This is a genomic window from Telluria sp. ZT3P39, assembly GCF_059685935.1.
Window position 1 is genome coordinate 53,458 of sequence record NZ_JCASIH010000011.1, and the last position, 18,396, is coordinate 71,853.

The 18,396-nt window shown below is 66.1% G+C and carries 13 protein-coding genes; 5 read left to right on the forward strand and 8 right to left on the reverse strand.

Going from position 1 to position 18,396, the window contains the following annotated elements:
- Positions 1 to 30: 30 nt before the first annotated feature.
- Together AC56LR_RS12685 and AC56LR_RS12690 are read left to right on the forward strand one after the other, a co-directional pair.
- Positions 31 to 432 carry an HPF/RaiA family ribosome-associated protein gene (locus AC56LR_RS12685; protein ID WP_497130795.1) on the forward strand — a complete coding sequence of 134 codons (402 nt, stop codon included), beginning with the start codon at positions 31 to 33 and terminating at the stop codon, positions 430 to 432.
- Positions 429 to 1,394 (forward strand): TerC family protein, encoded by a 966-nt coding sequence (locus tag AC56LR_RS12690; RefSeq protein WP_497130797.1) that lies wholly within the window; start codon positions 429 to 431, stop codon positions 1,392 to 1,394. Before AC56LR_RS12685 ends, AC56LR_RS12690 begins: the two co-directional genes overlap by 4 nt.
- Positions 1,395 to 1,443: 49 nt before the next feature.
- Here the strand turns inward: AC56LR_RS12690 and AC56LR_RS12695 are convergent, their stop codons facing one another.
- Genes AC56LR_RS12695 through AC56LR_RS12705 form a run of 3 tightly spaced genes read right to left on the reverse strand, consistent with a single transcriptional unit; the run spans position 1,444 to position 6,378 of the window.
- The gene (locus AC56LR_RS12695; protein WP_497130799.1) at positions 1,444 to 4,266 is read right to left on the reverse strand and encodes an ATP-binding protein; all 2,823 of its coding nucleotides are present in this window, start codon (positions 4,264 to 4,266) and stop codon (positions 1,444 to 1,446) included.
- A gap of 8 nt (positions 4,267 to 4,274) precedes the next feature.
- Positions 4,275 to 5,009, reverse strand: coding sequence for a hypothetical protein (locus AC56LR_RS12700; protein ID WP_497130801.1), 735 nt, complete (start codon positions 5,007 to 5,009; stop codon positions 4,275 to 4,277).
- Positions 5,002 to 6,378 (reverse strand): hypothetical protein, encoded by a 1,377-nt coding sequence (locus tag AC56LR_RS12705; RefSeq protein ID WP_497130803.1) that lies wholly within the window; start codon positions 6,376 to 6,378, stop codon positions 5,002 to 5,004. Before AC56LR_RS12705 ends, AC56LR_RS12700 begins: the two co-directional genes overlap by 8 nt.
- 312 nt (positions 6,379 to 6,690) lie before the next feature.
- Here AC56LR_RS12705 and katG point away from each other — a divergent pair, with 312 nt between their 5' ends.
- A complete protein-coding gene (gene katG, locus AC56LR_RS12710) occupies positions 6,691 to 8,913 on the forward strand; it encodes a catalase/peroxidase HPI (protein WP_497130804.1) in 2,223 nt (740 codons plus the stop codon).
- Positions 8,914 to 8,949: 36 nt separating this feature from the next.
- On the opposite strand, the gene AC56LR_RS12715 is transcribed toward katG, so the two are convergent.
- Together AC56LR_RS12715 and AC56LR_RS12720 are read right to left on the reverse strand one after the other, a co-directional pair.
- Entirely contained in the window at positions 8,950 to 9,702 is a 753-nt protein-coding gene (locus tag AC56LR_RS12715; RefSeq protein ID WP_497130806.1) for a DUF3108 domain-containing protein, read from the reverse strand.
- Between the two features lies 1 nt (position 9,703).
- Entirely contained in the window at positions 9,704 to 10,813 is a 1,110-nt protein-coding gene (locus AC56LR_RS12720; RefSeq protein ID WP_497130808.1) for a DUF3108 domain-containing protein, read from the reverse strand.
- A 113-nt stretch (positions 10,814 to 10,926) separates the two neighbouring features.
- On the opposite strand from AC56LR_RS12720, the gene AC56LR_RS12725 reads away from it, so the two are divergent.
- Both AC56LR_RS12725 and AC56LR_RS12730 read left to right on the forward strand, forming a co-directional pair.
- Positions 10,927 to 11,628 (forward strand): PhaM family polyhydroxyalkanoate granule multifunctional regulatory protein, encoded by a 702-nt coding sequence (locus tag AC56LR_RS12725; protein WP_497130810.1) that lies wholly within the window; start codon positions 10,927 to 10,929, stop codon positions 11,626 to 11,628.
- Positions 11,629 to 11,750: 122 nt separating this feature from the next.
- Positions 11,751 to 14,918 carry a patatin-like phospholipase family protein gene (locus AC56LR_RS12730; protein WP_497130812.1) on the forward strand — a complete coding sequence of 1,056 codons (3,168 nt, stop codon included), beginning with the start codon at positions 11,751 to 11,753 and terminating at the stop codon, positions 14,916 to 14,918.
- A 15-nt stretch (positions 14,919 to 14,933) separates the two neighbouring features.
- Here the strand turns inward: AC56LR_RS12730 and AC56LR_RS12735 are convergent, their stop codons facing one another.
- The 3 genes from AC56LR_RS12735 to AC56LR_RS12745 all read right to left on the reverse strand — a co-directional run bounded on the left by AC56LR_RS12735 (position 14,934) and on the right by AC56LR_RS12745 (position 18,328).
- Positions 14,934 to 16,637, reverse strand: coding sequence for a tetratricopeptide repeat protein (locus AC56LR_RS12735; protein WP_497130814.1), 1,704 nt, complete (start codon positions 16,635 to 16,637; stop codon positions 14,934 to 14,936).
- Positions 16,634 to 17,341, reverse strand: a complete 708-nt coding sequence (locus AC56LR_RS12740) for a sensor histidine kinase (protein WP_497130816.1) — start codon at positions 17,339 to 17,341, stop codon at positions 16,634 to 16,636. Before AC56LR_RS12740 ends, AC56LR_RS12735 begins: the two co-directional genes overlap by 4 nt.
- A gap of 261 nt (positions 17,342 to 17,602) precedes the next feature.
- A complete protein-coding gene (locus AC56LR_RS12745) occupies positions 17,603 to 18,328 on the reverse strand; it encodes a hypothetical protein (RefSeq protein ID WP_497130818.1) in 726 nt (241 codons plus the stop codon).
- Between the last annotated feature and the right edge of the window lie 68 nt (positions 18,329 to 18,396).

Here is an 18,396-nt window from a genome sequence, read left to right on the forward strand (position 1 = left end):
GTGAGGTCTCATTTCAACAGGAGAACCACGATGCGTATCGCAATCCATGCCAGCGGCTTTGACATGACCACCGCCCTGCGCCAGTACACCGAACAGCGCCTGGCCACTGCGCTCGGCTGGGCCCGCCTTCACATGCGCAAGCTGGCGGTGTCCCTGTCCGACATCAACGGGCCGCGCGGCGGCATCGACAAGCGCTGCAAGATCCAGGTCCAGCTCGGCAACGGCCGCGAAGTCATCATCGAGGAATGCGAGGCCGACCTGTATGCGGCCATCGATCGCGCCGCGGAGCGCGCGGACCGTGCGGTGGTAAGGCAGGTCGAGCGCACCCGGCAATTCGCGCACGAGCGGATCGACGCTCCAGAACAGGAACCAGGCGACGTGGAATCGGGCCGGAATCCCGGCTCACCGATGAATAAGGAGAGTATCGAATGACTGGATTGGAAAGCATTGCCAGCGGCCCGATGTGGGCCGCCTTCGTCGGCTTCGTCGTGGTCATGCTGGCCCTCGACTTGTTTGTCTTCGGCGGCAACAAGGCGCACAAGGTCAGCGTCAAGGAAGCCGGCATCTGGTCGCTGGTCTGGGTCAGCCTGGCACTGGCCTTCAACGGCGGCCTGTGGTGGTACCTGAACGGGACGGTCGGTGAAGCGATCGCCGACCAGAAAGCGCTGGAGTTTTTCTCGGGTTACCTGATCGAGAAGGCGCTGTCGGTCGATAACGTCTTCGTGTTCCTGCTGATCTTCACCGCCTTCCAGGTGCCCCAGCAATACCAGCGCCGGGTCCTGATCTACGGCGTGCTGGGCGCCATCGTGATGCGGGCGGTCATGATCAGCGCCGGCGCATGGGTGGTCAGCGAATTCAGCTGGGTGCTGTACGTATTTGGCGCCTTCCTGCTCTACACCGGCATGCGCATGCTCGTGGCGGTCGATCAGGAACCGGACGTGGCTAACAATCCGGTGTTGCGCTTCGCACGCAAGCACCTGAGGGTCAGTGAAGACGACCATGGCGAGAAATTCTTCGTCACCAAGGCCGGGGTGCGTTATGTAACGCCGCTGTTCCTGGTGCTGATCCTGATCGAGGTCACCGACCTGATCTTCGCGGTGGATTCGATCCCGGCGATCTTCGCGATCACGACCGATCCGTTCATCGTGTTCACCTCGAACATGTTCGCGATCCTGGGCTTGCGTGCGCTGTACTTCCTGCTGGTGGACGTGGCCGACCGCTTCCACCTGCTCAAGTATGGCCTGGCGATGGTGCTGACCTTCATCGGCGCCAAGATGCTGATCATGCCGTGGTACCACGTGCCGGTGCAGGCTTCGCTGACCGTGGTGGCCGTGCTGATCGCCGGCAGCTGCATTGCCAGCCTGATCGTGACGCGCAAGGGTGGCGACAAGTAAGCCGCAAACACGCGGCAAAAAGAAAGGGGGCCAGTGGCTCCCTTTCGCTTCAGGCGGCTTTCGCCTCTTCTTTCCTGCGCTGCAGCACGAAGATCGGCTGCGCCCACTGCACATCCTTCTTCTTCTTGCTGGTGATGAGGGTCAGCTCCGACGGGTCGTACACGTCCGTGTTATGCGTCAGCGGCGTCGTCATCAGGTACTGCGCGTCGGTGTTCTTCAGGAACTCGCCGACCAGCTGGATGTTACGGATATCCAGGTGCGCAAACGGTTCGTCGATGAACACGAAGCCGCCCGAGCCTTCTTCCGACTTCAGCAAGCCGATGAGCAGCACCAGCGATTTCATCACCTGCTGCCCCCCGGAAGCCTCGCCGTCGTTCATCCCGATCTGGTCCTTGCCGTCGAACTTGAAGCGCACGTGCAGGCCGGCTTGCGCCAGTTGCACGTCGTCGTTCTCCAAGCGCACCGGGTCGGCCTGGACGTCGATGCCCGCCAGTTCGCCCAGGTCCTTGATGTTCTTGGAATAGGTCTTGATGGTGTAGCGCAGGCGCTCGATATACGCCCCGCGCGCGTTGGCGGTGGCTTCGATCGCGCGGTTGTTCTGGTAGCGGCGCTCTTCGGTCTCGGACTGGCGGCCGCTGAGCTGGTCGTTCAGGCGGCCGTACTGGTCGATCACGGTGCCGTCCTGTTCCCAGTCTTCGCGCGCCAGGGAATGCTCGAGCGTCGACAGGCGCAGGTTGACCTGGTGGGCGTTCTGGTGCTTGGCGACCAGCGCGCCGCGCCAGGCGCCGTTCTTCCAGTTGCTTGGCACATGGCGCCAGCCGCGGCGCAGCGCCAGCAGCGCCTTGGCGTGCTCGGCGCGCTGCTCGATCGTGCGGCGGTTGTTCAGGCGCGTGCCGGCTTCGGCTTCGGACAGCGCCATGCGCGCGTTCTGCCACACGGTGTCGGCGCGGGTGCGCGCCACCGTCGCGTTCTTGGTCAGCATCTGCAGCTCGCCCAGACGCGCGCCCACTTCCAGGCGCTCGGCCTTGAGCGGGACGATCGCACGCAGCGCTTCCTCGAACTCTGCCTGGCGCGCCGCCAGTTCCTTGGCGGCGTCGACGCCGGCGATGCGGCCCTTGAGGGCGCCGACTTCGGCTGCGAGCTTGCTGATGGTGAGCGTGAGCGCGTCTTCCTGGGCTTCCAGGGTCGGCAGCAGCTTCTGGATCGCTTCCAGGCGCTGGGTCTTGCCGGCGGCGCCGAAGCGGTAGCGCGATGGTTCCACGAACAGCGAGCGGCCGCCGCGGCGTTCGCGGTGGTAGGCATCCGGCGTGATCCATTCGTCGGCGCGGGTCTTGAAGCCCTCGTCGACCGAATCCACGCGCTCGATGCGTTCCAGCTGGTCGATCAGCCAGCCAGGGGCCTTGCCGGAGAAGCGCACCACCGACAGCAGGCTGTCATCTTTCACGACGGGCGCCTCGACGCAATCGGGCACGATGAAGTGGCGGTAGCGCTCCTTCTCGGCCAGGCGGTAGGCCGCCGGGGCATCCTTGGCTTTTTCCAGCAGCACGACCGAAGCGTAACCGCCCAGCACACCTTCGACTGCGCCCTGCCATTTCGGGTCCGTCACTTCGACGATGTCCGACAGCATGGCGTGGGCGATGCCCTCGTCGCGCAGGGCGCGGCGCATCAGGCGCTGCGCTTCCGGTTCCGGCATCGCGCTCTTGCCCTGCAGCGCCGACACCGTCGCCATCTCGGCGGCGATCTTCGCCCCGATGGCGTCGCGCTTGCCCTTCTGCTTGGCCAGCTCGGCTTCTTTTTCGTCCAGCTGCTTGGCCACTTCGGCGATGTCGGCGCCGGCGTCCGCGGCGAGTTTGTGCAGGCGTTCCTTCTGCTCGATCAGGCTTTCCAGGGGCTTCAGGCGGCGATTGACTTCGGTCAGGCGGCCCGCCAGCTCATTGCCTTCCTGCTCGAGCTGCGTTTCCTGTTTCTGCGCCTCGGTCAGGGCGCGCTGCTGCGCCGCCAATTGCTGGCGCTTCTCGGCCAGGATCGAGTCGGCCTGCAGCAGGGGCTTGCGTGCCTCGCGCAGGTTGCGGCTGATGGTTGCGGTTTTTTCGCGCGCTTCGTGGTATTCGAGCGCCGGCAGCACTTCTTCCTGCAGCTCGCGTTTTTCCTTGTGCAGGTCCGACCACTGGTGGTAGTTCGCCACGCGCAGGCGCAGGCCTTCCAGGTTGATGCGCGAAGTCTCGAGCTCGGACTCGAAGCGCTTCAGTTCCATCTCGGTGTCGCGCTGATGGCGCTTGGCTTCGTCGTAGGCGTCCAGCACTTCCTTGTCGCCGAAGACCTGGAACACCAGGTCGAGCAGCTGGCGCGGTGCGTATTCGCACAACTTGTCGGTCTCGCCCTGCTCCAGCGCCAGCACCTTCGACATCGCCGGCGACAGGCCCGCGGACGCGAGGCGCTTGCGGTAATTCTCGACGCCGAGCCAGTCGGTGGCTTCGGTGACTTCTTCGATGTCGACGTTCCCCGGGCGCATCAGGTACTGGCGCTTCCAGTCGCCGCCGTTCTTCTGGATCTGGCAGAACAGCGTCACTTCGTCGTCGGCGAAGAAGCCGGAATGGCGGAACGGACGGTTCGACAACTGCTTGCCGACCGCCTTGTTGTCGACCACGGCGCGGATCCAGGCGCTTTGCTGGCCCGAGTGGCGCGCGTAGTGTTTATACGTGCGGCCCATCGAGCAATCCAGGCCGAACAGGGTGCGCAGCGCGTCGAGCAGCGTGGTCTTGCCGGAGCCGTTCTGGCCGGCGATCGTGATGATCTTGGCGTCGAGCGGGATGTTCTTGATCCGCTGCCAGTAATCCCAGTGGACCAGTTCGAGTGATTTGATGTGGAACATGGGCTATCTCAGTGTGGGGTGTCGGCGGCGTCATCGGCCACAGTGTCGGCCGCGGCTTCGACCACGGCATCGTTGGCGGCTTCGCTCTCGAGCGGCGCACGGCGCGGGACGGCGGCCAGCGGGGCGCGCTTGAACACGTCGGCCAGGGCGCCGTTGATGATGCGTTCCTTGAGCACGTCGGTGTCCATCATCAGGTCCAGCAGCGGGCCTTCCAGGATCACGTCGCCGCGCCGTTCGATGAAGCCGAGCTTGGAGAGCACGCCCAGGTTCATGTCCATGCGGGTCTTCTTGCCCAGCTTGTCGCCGAAGTCCGACAGCAGCGCGGTGTAGGAGATGCCGATCGAGGTGTCTTCCGCGCGCGGGATCGGCGCGTCCTTCTCGAACATGTCGGTCTGGTCGTCCGCCACCGTGACGTGGGTTTCCTGGCGCTCGCGCTTCGGGAGAATGATCTGCGCCCACAGCACCACCAGCAGGGCCACGCCGTCGCGGGTCAGGCCGAAGTTATTGTTCTGCCAGATGTCCTTGGCGCCGAAGATCTTCGGCTCCACGTTGCGGTGCAGGGCGATCGTCACATGGTCGGCATACACGTTGTCGAGCAATTTGAGGCCGCTCTCGAGCAGGCGCTTGTCGACTTCGATGCGGAACTGCTCGTCCGACAGCACGCGCTTGACCATCTTGTCGTCGCGGCGCAGGGTCTGGTGCGTCAGCAGGCGCGCGATCAGGATTTGTGCATCGTCATTCATTGCTCTTGCCGCTTTCAGTACTGTCAGTATTCAATGAGAGGGAGGCGATCGACATCGCCGCCACTTCCGGGTCGTCCAGTTCGATCATGTCGTCCGTCGGCTCGAAGCGTACCGGCAGGCGTGCCAGCTCGGCGGTCGCGCCCTGCAGGCTGGCCTCGGCCGCGTCGCCCAGCAGCGGCAGCAGCGAGGCGCGGTAGGACGCCACGGCGAAGCTGGCCGGCAGCAGCGACTCGTGCAGCGCCACCTTCTTCGGGCCGCTCTCCGAGAACTCGGGGAAGTTGCCGAGGTTGGCGAAGTCGGCCAGCTTGTTGATCCAGTCGTTTAATTCCCCCTGCATCGCAGGGTTGTCGTTGACCGTTAGCGGCGCATCCTGGCCGGAAGGCAGGCCCTTGGGGCCGGTCGAGGTCACGCGCTCAAGCAGCAGTTCGGTCTCGGCCACGTCGATCATCTCGGCCGGGGTGCCGAACAGCGGCACCACCGGGCGGTCGATCGCGCCTTCGGCCAGGCTGGCCAGGTCCTCGTGGGCCAGCAGCCAGCGTTTCACGTCGGTGGTCGACAGGCCGGACTGGCCCAGGTGCACGCGCTGGCGTTCGATCTGGTTCAGGGCGCGCGAGAACATGCCCTGCATGTTCAGCAGCGCGCTCTGGGCGCGGCCGATGGCTTGCGCCGCCTTGTGGGTGGCCGAATCGGCGTTCGGGTCCGCGGTGATCGCGCGCAGGATGCTTGATCCCTTCTCGACCCAGTCGCAGGCCATGTGCCATTTCGCCTGCGAGGTGCGCAGCTTGAATTCGGAGCCGGACGCGATCGCATCGCGGAATTCCTCGGTCAGCTCGACCAGGCGGCCCAGCAGGTGCTTCAGTTGTTCGACCGTGATGCCGCCCACCGCTTGGGCGCCGGCCACCTGCGACAGCAGGAAGCCCATCTCGGCGTCGTCTTCGTCGGGCTTGGCCAGGTTGAACAGGGTGTCCAGCGCGGACAGCACGTTGCGCGCCAGCGGCGTGATGCGGTAGACCGCAGCCGGGGCATCCCAGGCCAGCAGGCCGTGGCCGCGCAGGCGGTTCAGCACCGTTTCCAGGCTTTCCGCGGTCAGGTAGGCCAGCTTGGTGTTGATGTCGGCGCGCGAGAAGCTCGACGTGGCGGTGTCGCTGGCCAGCTCGCGCAGCACCAGCAGGCGCACCAGCACGCCGTCCTGGGTGCCGTGGAACAGCGCCGTGAACGCCGACAGCATGGGCTGGGCGCGTTTCAGGTGGTAGACCTGCTCGATCTCGTCGGGCGCGACGCCGTGCTGGAAGTGCGCCTGCAGCGGGTCGTCTTCGTGCGGCGCCAGGGAATCTGCGGCGATTGCTGCTGCGGCCAGTGTGTCGATCATCGTGAAATACCGTTCTTCATGCGGGGGCGGCGGCGCCTGTCTTGCCAGGCCCAGCCGGTCCGCGGGGGCGCCAGTATAACAGTTTAGGATGGGCAATCAGCATTCCAGCGGCCTCTCCGGAGGTCAGGAATTGCGGGAAAGACACACTCATCGGTGCTGATTTACTTGGTAAAGATGCAATAATGGGAAAGTTGCGGTTTTCCCTATGATTCCTATCAAGAAACTCAATTGGATATATTGAAGCTATCGACTTATGCTGATGTGAACAGCTCAGGCAAGGCCTGGGCGCCCCGCTTAACCAAGGAGCGCAGCATGAACGACAAGATGGACATGAAAACCGCCGAGCAGGAAATGACCTGCCCCATGGGGCACGGCAAGACGTCCCGGCAGACCCGGACCAACGCGCACTGGTGGCCCGACCAGCTGAACCTGGGTGTGTTGCACCAGCACGCCAACCTGGGCGACCCGATGCTGGAGGATTTCAACTACCGCAAAGAATTCCAGAAACTCGACCTGGACGCCGTCATTGCCGACCTGCATGCCTTGATGACCGACTCGCAAGACTGGTGGCCGGCCGACTACGGCCACTACGGCCCCTTCTTCATCCGCATGGCCTGGCACTCGGCCGGCACCTACCGCATCTTCGACGGCCGCGGCGGCGCGCGCTCGGGCGAGCAGCGCTTCGCTCCGCTCAACAGCTGGCCCGACAACGGCAACCTCGACAAGGCACGCAGGCTGCTCTGGCCCATCAAGCAGAAGTACGGCAAGCAATTGTCCTGGGCCGACCTCATGATTCTGGCAGGCAATGTGTCGCTCGAGTCCATGGGCTTCAAGACCTTCGGCTTTGGCGGCGGACGCGAAGACATCTGGGAACCGCTGCCGATCGACTGGGGTCCGGAATCCACCTGGCTGGGCGATGAACGCTACAGCGGCGAGCGCGAGCTGGCCAAGCCGCTCGCCGCAGTGCAGATGGGCCTGATCTACGTGAACCCCGAAGGCCCGAACGGCACGCCCGACCCGGTGGGTTCGGCGCGCGACATCCGCGACACCTTCGGGCGCATGGCCATGGACGACGTCGAGACCGTGGCGCTGGTGGCCGGCGGCCACACCTTCGGCAAATGCCATGGCGCCGGTCCCGCCCACCACCTGAGCGCCGACCCGGAAGGCGCCAATATCGAAGAGCTGGGCCTGGGCTGGAAAAATGCCTACGAGAGCGGCATCGGCGCCCACACCATCACCAGCGGCCTGGAAGGCGCCTGGACCGCGACGCCGACCACATGGGACATGAGCTACCTGGAGACGCTGTTCGGTTTCGAGTGGGAGCTGACCAGGAGCCCGGCCGGCGCGCACCAATGGAAGCCGGTCGGCGATGCGGGCCGCAATGTGCCCGATGCCCATATCCCCGGCAAGCTGCACCAGCCGATGATGACCACGGCCGACCTGGCCCTGCGCTTCGACCCGGCCTACGAAAAGATCGCGCGCCACTTCCTGGCCAATCCGCAAGAATTCGCGGACGCCTTTGCGCGCGCCTGGTTCAAGCTGACCCACCGCGACATGGGGCCGAAGCTGCGCTACCTCGGCCCGCTGGTGCCGCAGGAAGACCTGATCTGGCAAGACCCGATTTCCGCCGCAGACCATCCACTGGTGGACGAGGCCGACATCGCGGCGCTCAAGGCCAGGGTGCTGGCGTCAGGCCTGAGCATCCCGCAACTGGTGAAGGCGGCATGGGCCTCGGCCTCCACCTTCCGCGGCAGCGACATGCGCGGCGGCGCCAACGGCGCCCGGATCCGCCTGTCGCCGCAAAAGGACTGGGAAGCGAACGACCCGGCCGAGCTGGCGCAGGTACTGCAACAGCTGGAAGCCATCCAGCAGGAATTCAATGGCGCGGCGCCTGGAGGCAAGCGCGTGTCGCTGGCCGACCTGATCGTGCTGGGCGGCAGCGCCGCGGTGGAGGCTGCGGCGAAGCAGGCCGGCCACGACGTCAAGGCACCCTTCCGTCCCGGCCGCATGGACGCCACGCTGGAGCAGACCGACGTCAATTCCTTCGAGGTGCTCGAGCCCGCGGTCGATGGCTTCCGCAACTACATCCACGCGGGCGCCGCGGGCAACGTGGCCAACGCCATGCTCGACAAGGCCAATTTGCTGATGCTGACCGCGCCCCAGATGACGGTCCTGCTCGGTGGCATGCGCGCCCTCGGCGCCACCAGCGGCAACACCCCGCACGGCGTGTTCACCACCCGCCCCGGCACGCTCACGCCGGACTTCTTCAAGAACCTGCTCGACATGCGTACTTCCTGGAAGCGCGTGGACGGCAGCCAGCACCTGTTCGAAGGCCTGGACCGCAAGACCGGCGAGCGCCGCTGGACCGCCACGCTGGCGGACCTGATCTTCGGCAGCAATGCGCAGCTGCGGGCACTGAGCGAGGTCTATGCCGCCGCGGACGGCGAGGCGCATTTCGTGCAGGACTTCGTGAAGGCCTGGACCAAGGTGATGGAGCTGGATCGGTTTGATTTGCGGTACGCAAAGGCAGCGTGATCGAGAACCGTTGGGTGGGCGGCTCACGGGGCCCACTCAACGCTTCGTCACCGTCTGCAGCGTCTGCTCGATCTGCTCCTTCTCCCCATCCTGGTAGCGCAGCTTGACCGGATACCACTCGCGCTTCGGCGCCAGCCAGACTTCCAGCACCTGGTCCTTCTTGTCGGCCAGCGGCTGGCGCGCCACCAGCACCGTCTCGATCTGGCCCAGGCCGGTGCGCAGCGTTTCGCGGCGCACGACCTTGAACACCCAGGTCTCCGCATCGCGCCGGCCGGCCACGAAGAAAGGCCATTCCGAGCCGGGCTTGAAACGCTCGCCCGCGGCGCGCGCCACGGCGGCCAGCTGCCAGGTGATCGAGACGCGGTCCTGCTCCCCGCCCTTGAGTGCGTAGACCTTCTTGCTTTCGCTGAAACGAAGCAGACTCGCCTCGCGGTCGAAGGTGGTCGTGGTCGGGTCCTTGCGCAGGCGTTTTTCGTGGAATTCGCCTGGCGCCAGGCCGAAGGCATCCACCGCGCCGCTGCTGCGGTCTTCGGTGATGGTGCCCAGCACCGGCACGCGTGACTCGGCGCTGACGGCGTACTTGCCGTCGCCCGCGCGCCAGGTGACCACGGCCTCGCCCTTCAGGCTGAAGCCGCGGTGGCGCGCCTGCAGCTCGTAATTCAGGTCGGCCGACGGCGGCAGCGTGAACGGACGCTTGATGGCGGCCGGCGCATCCTGCGCGGCAGCGCTGCCCAGGCTCAGCGCCAGCAGCAGGCCGCAGAAGGTAGGTCGAAGTGTCGAACTGTACATATCAAAATCCTGGTTGGGTCATGGCGATCTTGTTCACCGTTTGCGTGGTCACTGCGCCATTGGCTTCGCTGCTGCGGATCTGCACCGGCATCCAGCCATGGGCCGGGGCCAGCCAGATATCCAGGCGCGACTTGTACGAGCCCGGCTTCGGTGGACGGGTCAGGCGCACGGTCTGCAGTCGCCCGAGGGGGGTGTCGATCTCTTCCTGGCCGACGACCCTGAAGGTATAAACGCTGCCGTCGCGGTCTTCGCCGACAAACATGTCGATATTGCCGCTGAGCTGGGCCGGATCGCCGCGCGCGATCGCCGCCAGCTGCAGCGGCACCGTGGCCTTGTCCTGCGCCCCCGGCTGCAGATTGTAATGCGCTTGCGAGCCTGAAAACGTCACCTGGTTGGCCGGCCAGTCGAAATGGGTCGCGGTCAGCGCGCGGCCGCGGCGCTTTTCCGTCATGGTCCTTGGCGCCAGTCCGGTGTTGCCGACCTGCCCTTCGCTGGTCAGCACCACCAGGTTCACGCGCGCGAACACGACCCGGATGCCGGCCTCGATGCGCACCCGGTAGGCGCCGGCCTGGTCGCGCTTCCACGACAGGATGGCCTCGCCGCGCCACAGGGTGCCGTCGGCATCCTGGCGCGCCACGTCGAGCGTGATGTCGGCCGGCGGCGGCACGTCGACCTTGTAGCGGCGCACCAGGTCTTGCGCGGGCGGCGCCTCTGGCTCGGGCGCGGGCCCGGCCGCAGGCGCCGGCGCGTGGTCGGCTGCCGCCACCGGGTTGACGGCCGGGCCGGGTGCGGGCGGCGCGTCCACCGGCGGGCCGGCGGGCAAGCGCTCGCCCACCGCATCGGCGACCACCATGTTCGATGGCAGCGGGTCGAAATCGGGCAAGGGCGGCTGGGCCATCTTCGGGGCGGGCGGCGGCACCGGTTCGGGCGGCGGCGCGGCCTTTGGCGGCAGCAGCCGGGTCACGCTCACCAGGCTGCCGCCATCGCGCCCGGGCAGCGACAGGCCCTGGGTGCCGGCGGCGATCCAGCCCAGTACCAGCCAATGCAGCAGCACGATCAGGGTGCCCAGCACCAGGGGGCGGCGCCGCTGTCGGAGGAAAGCAAAACTCATGGCGCTAGTGTAGCCTGAGCGCCGCACCGCTGCCGAGCCGACGGTTGCGGTCCGACTTTGTGACAGTGTTATTTATCTGCTACGCTAGGGTGTCAACCCAACGGAGAACACCGATGCCCAAGCCCCCCATGCCGAACGCTGCCGGAATGACCGATACGCTCGAATTCGTCAAGAACCTCTGGGGCAGCATGAATATCCCCGGCGTCGCGATGCCGGGCGCCGCGTCCAGCCTGTCCACCGACGACCTCGACAAGAAAATCGCCGACCTGAAAGCCGTCGAATCCTGGCTGAACCTGAACATCGGCATGCTGCGCGGGACCATCCAGGCACTCGAAGTGCAGCGTGGCACGCTGGCCACGCTCAAGGCCATGAGCGACAGCATGGCCCAGGCCATGGGCGGCGCCGGCGACAAGTCCGCCATGGCCGCGCCCTTTGCCCAGTTCTTCGCCCAGTCCGCCATGCCCCCGGCCCCGCCGGCGCCGGCGGCCGCCCCTGCCGCGGCGCCCGGCGCCCAGCTAGACGCGGCCGCCGACGGCGCCCCCGCCGATAGTCCGATGCCGGCAGCCGTCGCCTGGTGGAACTTGTTGCAAGACCAGTTCCGCCAAGCGGTCACCAGCGCCATCCCGCCATCCGGCGCGCCGCCCGAAGGAGGCCCTGCCACGCAAGATGGCGCGGCCGCCAGATCGCCTTCCGCGCCGACCGGCAAAGGCGGTTCGCCGCCGGATGTCTCCGGTGGCGCCCCCGATCCGGCAAGCAGCAATCCGGCCGCCGGCCGGGTCGGACGCAATCCCCGCGGCAAAGCCGACAAAGCTTGACGAGCAGCAAACCCGCACACACTTGACGCAAACGGTAGCGCGCGCCCTGCCGGCGTGCTGAACTGGACCAAACGGGACCATCGCCATGGGTCCCGCCTACCGTGTCCAGCCGGAGTGTGCGCGTGCTCGCCATCGATCCTGCCAGTCTGTCGCCGTCCCAGCTTGCCGACCTGCGTCGCAAGCTGGACGCCGCGGGCTGCCAGCCGCCCGCGCACGCCTACACGCTCGGCGACCTGGCCGCGCCCATCGTCGAGTTCCGCCGGCGCCACGGCATCGCCGGCCTCGGCCTGCTCGACGACTTCACCCTCCAACGCCTGAACGACGTCAGCGGCGCGACCTTCGACGACGTGTTCCAGGATGAACTCGACCTGCTGCGCCCCGAGTTTGGCCCCGCGGCGGACGCCAACCCGGGCGGCGAACTCCCGGTACGCGCCCATGCGGCCGGCCTGGTCGGGCTGGCCCTGTCCGGCGGCGGCGTGCGCAGCGCCACTTTCGGGCTGGGCGTGCTGCAGGCGCTGGCCCGCAAGGGGCTGCTGCGCCGGCTCGACTACCTGTCGACCGTCTCCGGCGGCGGCTTCATCGGCGGCTGGCTGTCCAAGTGCATCCACGAACAGGGCGGCAATGTGGGCGCCGTCGAAGCCATGCTGGCGCCCTCCGCCGGCACGCCCGAGGCCCCGGCGCTGCGCTTCCTGCGCCAGTACAGCAATTACCTGTCGCCGCGCGGCGGCATGTTCAGCGCCGACACCTGGACCCTGATCGGCACCTATGTGCGCAATACGGGCCTGAACCTCACCATGCTGGTGGCCTGGCTGTGCGCCCTGCTGCTGCTGCCGCGCGCGGCCGTGTGGGCCGTGCACCGCATCGTCAGCCCGGGCGGTCCCTGGGCCATCTATGCCGATGTCACCTGGATCGTGGGGGCCCTGCTCTTCCTCGGCGCGGTATTCGGCATCGCCCTGAGCATCTCCAGCAAGCCCTCGAGCTCGCGCGGCCTGCGCCGCTTCCCGCTGTCGCAGGGCGCGGTGCTCTGGTGGATCAACCTGCCGCTGCTGCTGGCGGGCTTCCTCGGCAGCGTGGGGCTGTGGCGCTATGGCGGCGCGCCGGTGTGGGAAATGGGCGCGCTTCCGGCCCAGTTCCAGGAACGGCCCCACTGGCTGCTGGCGCCCGGCATCGTGTACTTCTTCGTGTGGGCCTGCGGCTGGTATCTCGCGCACGACCGCACCAGCGCCTACCGGCGCGCCGGCTACACCGCCTGCGCCGCCAGCGCGGTCACCGTGATGGCGATCCTTTCGGCGGCGGCCTGCACCTTCGCCCCGAGATTCCTGTTGCAATTCATGGCGCCGGATACCAGCAGCTACCTGGTGAGCGGATTGCTGGTTCTGGCCGCCATCCTGTTCCTGCTGGCCGTGGCACTGGGCCTGGCGGCCTGGTTCCAGCCCAACCGTCCCTCCGCCGACGTCACGCGCCACGAACTGATCGAAGGCGGCGCCCACCTGGTGTGCGCCATCGGCGCGCTCACCATCGGCACGATCCTGCTGCTGCTCGGACTGGGACTGCTGCCGCAGCCGGCCAAGCACCCGGTGCTGAACAATGCCATCGCGCTCACCACCTTCGGCATGCCGCTGATGATGGCGCTGTTCGCCAGCACCATGACCCTGATGATCGGCCTGATCGGCCGCATGTACAGCGACGCCAGCCGCGAATGGTGGAGCCGCCAGGGCGCCTGGGCCTGGATCTTCGCGCTGGCCTGGGTCACCATGTTCGGCATCGCCTTCTTCCTGGCCCCCCTGCTGCACTGGGCCTGGCTGACCTATGATCCGTGGGGCCACATCACCACCCTGCTCGGCTGGCTGATCGTGACCTGGTTCGGCCTGAAGGCCGGCAGCGGCAGCGCGACCGGCATGCGCACGGCCGACTGGCGCCTCGACCTGGCCGCGCGCCTGGCGCCCTATGTGTTCACGGCCGGCGTGTTCGCGCTGCTGGGCACCCTGGTGCAGCTGGTGGTGGCCCCGCCGCACATCGACTGCCAGGGCGACATCACGCTCGTCTGCGTGTACGGCGCCCACGCCGGCGCCACGCTCGCCACCAGCGGCACGCGGCTTGCATGGGCCTTCGGCGGCTTCATGTTCTTCGCGCTGCTGCTGGGCTGGCGCGTGGACATCAACAAGTTTTCGCTCTACATGCTTTACCGGAACCGGCTGGTGCGCGCCTATTTCGGCGCCAGCAGCCGCGCGCGCAACCCGCACCCCTTCACCGGCTTCGATCCCGGCGACGACCCGCTGCTGCAAGACCTGAAGAACCAGCGCCCCTGCCACATCATCAACACCTCGCTCAACCTCGTCGGCGGCGAGGAACTCGCATGGCGCACCCGCAAGGCCGCCTCGTTCACCTTCACGTCGCGCTACTGCGGCTTCGAGCTGCCCGAGCAGGCAGCCAGCAGCGATGCAACCCACGGCTGCTACCGCCCGACCGACCAGTATGGCTCGCGCTCGGGCCCCGGGGCCGACGACGACGCCGGCGTGCGGCTCGGCATGGCGGTGGCGGTGTCGGGCGCCGCGGCCAGCCCGAACATGGGCGCGCACTCCTCGCCGCCGCTGAACTTCCTGATGACGATGTTTAACGTGCGGCTCGGCCGCTGGTGCCCCAATCCGCGCAAGGCCGCCTGGCAGCAGTCCTCGCCGCCGGTCGGCCTGTTCAGCCTCCTGGCCGAGCTGTTCGGCCTGACCAATGCCGACGCCAGCTATGTCTACCTGTCCGACGGCGGACATTTCGACAACCTCGGCATCTACGAACTGGTGCGGCGGCGCTGCCGCCTGATCATCGCGGTGGACGTGGCCAGCGACGGCGCGCTGTCCTTTGAAGACCTGAGCAACGCGATCCGCAAATGCGCGACCGACCTGCACGTGCGCATCGACCTCAATGTATCGAAGCTCGCCCAGCGCGGCGGCGAAGGCCTGTGCGGCGCCAGCTGCGCGGTTGGCACGGTACGTTACAGCCAGGTCGACCAGGGCGGCGTCGACGGCACCCTGGTCTACCTGAAGCCGGCCATCGTCGGACGCGAGAACGCCGACCTGCTCAACTACCGCAAGGTGCATTCGTCCTACCCGCACGAGAGCACGGCGGACCAGTGGTTCGACGAGACCCAGTTCGAAAGCTACCGGGCGCTGGGGCTGTACATCGGCGAATGCGCGCTGGCGGGCGCGGTGGATGCGGCGCGCAAGGAGGACGGTGGGATCGATGTGGGCGTGCTTTGCGCGGAGCTGGCGCGGCGGCATGGGGATGCGTGCCGCTGATGCGCAGCCACCACCTCAAGCCGCAGCCGCCTCCCCCGCCACCTCACCCTCCACAACCTCCTCCACCTTCGGCACCAGCAACATCAACTGCTCCATCAACTGCGCAAACCGCTGCTGCCCCGGCTGCAGCCGGTCGACGTGCCCCAGCACGCCGTGCGCCTCTTCCAGGCGTTCGGCGCTGTAGCCGCGCTGCTGCATGTACGACACGAGGATCTGCGCCGAATTGAACAGGATGCGCACATTGTGCGGCAGCGCCGTGCGCGCATTGCGCATCCATTCCACGGCCTCGGCCAGCTTGTTGGTCTTCCAGAGCAGCACGCCCTGGTTCATCAGGTCGATCGCTTCCTTGCGCGCGCCGCGGATCAGGGCTTCGCCCTCCTCGCCCATGCGCGCTTTCTCGAAGATCTTCTGCACCTCGTCCTGCAGCAACTGGTTGTCGTGGTTGTTGCGGATGACGTAGCACAGCAGCTCCACCGGTGCTTCCTTGACGCCGACCGCGAACAGCAGCGTCGCCATCTCCAGGCAGGTGGCGACGTCGGGACGTTCCGGCTTGGCCTGCAGCAGCGCCTCCAGTTCGTCGCCGGCTTTGCGCGCACGCCTGTAGTCGCCGCTCTCGTGGTAGACCAGGCCTTCGGTGATCTTGGCGCGCAGCTCGATGTCCGGATGCTCGGCGCCGAAGTCGCGCTGCACCGCAATCAGGAGCTGCAGCGCTTCCTTCGGGTCGTTCTTCAGGCCGCACACGCGCGCCAGGCCGAGGTAGGCGTCCGGCGTCTTGCGGATCGAGTATTCGCCGATCGCGATGCATTTGCGGAAGGCCTTCTCCGCCAGGCCCACATTGCCCAGCTTGAGGCAAGCCTGGCCCAGGTTGCGCTGGCGCGGCACCGAATTGGGCGAGAGTTTGGCGGCGCGCTCCAGGATGCCGAGGGCTTCCTCGTGCTGGCCCATGTTCTGGTAGCTCAGGGCCAGCTGGTCGTAGGCGTCGATGTAATAGCGGTTCTCGGCGATCACGGTCTGGAACATCTGGCGCGCCTGCTCGTAGTCGCCGTCGGCCAGGCGGATCTTGGCCAGGCCCGAACGCGCCCACTGGTATTCGCGCTGGGCCAGCACGCGTTCATAGGTCTCGCGTGCCTTGCCCGGCTCGCCGCTCTTTTCCATGAGGCGCGCCTTCATGCGCAGCAGGTCGATCTCGTGCACCTTGTTCCCCGCCACCTGCTCGTCGCACAGTCGCGCAGCGCGCAGGTAATCCTTCTCGGCATAGGCCTGGTCGATCAGGCTGAACACCTGCTTCTTGCGCCACACGCGGTTCAGGCGCGAGAGCAGCACGCCCTCGGTGATCGGCTTGACCAGGTAGGCGTCCGGCTGGTGCTCGGCCGCGCCCATCACCGACTCGACGCTTTTCTCCGCCGAGACCATCAGGAACACGCTCGAGGGCAGCAGCAGGTTGCGCATGCGCGCCTCTTCCAGCACCTGCTGGCCGTTCTTGCCTTCGCCGAGGTTGAAGTCGCACAGCACCACGTCGTAGCGGGTCTTGTTCAGCAGGCCCATGGCCTCGCCGCCGCTCGAGGCCTGGTCGATGTTGCGCGCACCCAGGCTGCGCAGCGCCTCGCGCAGCAGCTGGCGCACGCCGATGAAATCGTCCACGACAAGATAGTTCTTGCCGGCCCAGTCGACCTGGTCGGCGACCGCCGGTGCGCTGAAGGTGTTCAAGGCCGCATTCATGGCAGCGCCAGGATGAAACAGCCGCCGCCAAGCGAACCGCCGTTTTCCAGCCGCACCGTGCCCACGCGTTCGCGGTGGCGGTGCATCTTCGCCACTTCGCGCGAGAAGTGCAGGCCGAGGCCCGCGCTGTTGGTCAGGAAGTTCACGCCGCTGGCGGTGCCGCTCAGTGCTGCGCCGCCGGCTTCCAGCAGCGAGGCCGGATAGCCGGCGCCGTTGTCCTCGACGCGGATCTCCAGCCAGCCCTCGCCTTCGCGCGCGGACAGGCGGATGCGGTCGCGCGTGTAGTGCACGGCATTGTTGATTGCATGCGAAACCACGCCGACGATCAGGTCTTCGTCGAGGTGCCAGACCAGGTCAGGCTCGACGTCGAGTTCGAGCGTGACGCCGCGCGACTCCAGCAGCACGCGCTCGAGCGCCACCACCTGCTCGACCAGCTGGCCGGCCTCGATCGGCTGCACGTCGAACGGATATTCCGGCGTGCCGACATGCTTGTACAGCGCCAGCAGCTGCATCAGGTTGTCGTTCAGGCGACGCGTCTGGTACAGCATCTGCGCCATCTGCGGATAGGCTTTCTCGGTCTCGGGCGAGGCGTCGTCGAGCAGGCGCTCGAGCGTGCCGGACAGGACGCTGATCGAGTTCTTCATGTCGTGCGCGGTGGACGCCAGGAACAGGAACAGCTCGTTCGATTGTGGTGTGTCTTCCATCGCGGGGGCGGACCGAAAAAGTTACTGTAAATCAATTATAACGCGATGGATTTGACAATTCGCTCTCGTTTGGCCGATGAGGCTCGTTCGCCACACGCTGGTTGCACGGGGTAGTGAGACCAAAGCGGCTGTAATATTTTTTGCAGATCGTATTTCCGCGTCGGGCAGGTTCCTATTGGCCGGTTGAATGTGCCACCCGCTGTGGACGACACAATCAGATGATCCGCCAGTTCCAGTTCCGATGCTAATGTGAGGCCTGAGTCATTTGACCGAAACCTGCCCTGTTTCTAAGCTCTGCGCCATGGCAGCTTTGATTTTCGCCGAGAACTCTGGGTCTGTTACACCTTCCGAGATATACATCGGAGTATCGTTGGCCGACGCCGCAATCGCACCAACGATCCCGACGGCGATTCCTGCGCCGATTCCGCTTGCTACGCCGTGTTTGAAATCACCAGCTGCGGGATTGCCCTTTGGTGCTTGTACCACTTGCCGGATTACCAGCTCATTCAGGCCATCCGTTGTAGCTGGCACTTGGTCTAGATAACGGGATCCCGGTCGTACAGGCTGAAACAATCCGGGGTAGCTGTAAATGCGTGGCGATGATCCAGCGGCATGAGGAATCCAGATACCGCCGCGTCGGACAAAGAGCTTGTCAACCAGGGCCCAGCTATCGATTTCCTCCCACATTGCAGGATTCGGCCCTTCAAAAAAAGTTCCGTGTGCATTCTCACGCGTTGCGACGTATTCGCCTGGCATCAAGCCAATACGCTTGGAACCTCGGAGTCCGCCCCGCACTTCTGGAGTGCCTGAGGTAACAGCAGTTACACCCGACAAGACGAAGCTCTTCGATTTCGATGGCGTCGTCAGGTTATCGATTTCAGGGGCAGTTGCGCACCCCAACAATTGGACCAGCAGCACGACGGCGCTCAAATTCTTGATTTTTTTTGGAAGTTTCATAGGTTGTGACAGATGGAGAATCAGTTTCAATGGATGCGCCAGTCAGATAATCTGGTAGAACTCCGCTTTTCAAGGCATTTCGCGCGGATCACGACGGC

What these genes read in the sequence shown, in the direction of transcription:
- AC56LR_RS12705 (WP_497130803.1), bottom strand. Translation starts at nt 6,378, where the DNA reads ATGATCGACACACTGGCCGCAGCAGCAATCGCCGCAGATTCCCTGGCG.
- AC56LR_RS12735 (WP_497130814.1), bottom strand. Translation starts at nt 16,637, where the DNA reads ATGAATGCGGCCTTGAACACCTTCAGCGCACCGGCGGTCGCCGACCAG.
- AC56LR_RS12685 (WP_497130795.1), top strand. Translation starts at nt 31, where the DNA reads ATGCGTATCGCAATCCATGCCAGCGGCTTTGACATGACCACCGCCCTG.
- AC56LR_RS12695 (WP_497130799.1), bottom strand. Translation starts at nt 4,266, where the DNA reads ATGTTCCACATCAAATCACTCGAACTGGTCCACTGGGATTACTGGCAG.
- AC56LR_RS12715 (WP_497130806.1), bottom strand. Translation starts at nt 9,702, where the DNA reads ATGTACAGTTCGACACTTCGACCTACCTTCTGCGGCCTGCTGCTGGCG.
- AC56LR_RS12720 (WP_497130808.1), bottom strand. Translation starts at nt 10,813, where the DNA reads ATGAGTTTTGCTTTCCTCCGACAGCGGCGCCGCCCCCTGGTGCTGGGC.
- AC56LR_RS12725 (WP_497130810.1), top strand. Translation starts at nt 10,927, where the DNA reads ATGCCCAAGCCCCCCATGCCGAACGCTGCCGGAATGACCGATACGCTC.
- katG (WP_497130804.1), top strand. Translation starts at nt 6,691, where the DNA reads ATGAACGACAAGATGGACATGAAAACCGCCGAGCAGGAAATGACCTGC.
- AC56LR_RS12700 (WP_497130801.1), bottom strand. Translation starts at nt 5,009, where the DNA reads ATGAATGACGATGCACAAATCCTGATCGCGCGCCTGCTGACGCACCAG.
- AC56LR_RS12690 (WP_497130797.1), top strand. Translation starts at nt 429, where the DNA reads ATGACTGGATTGGAAAGCATTGCCAGCGGCCCGATGTGGGCCGCCTTC.
- AC56LR_RS12740 (WP_497130816.1), bottom strand. Translation starts at nt 17,341, where the DNA reads ATGGAAGACACACCACAATCGAACGAGCTGTTCCTGTTCCTGGCGTCC.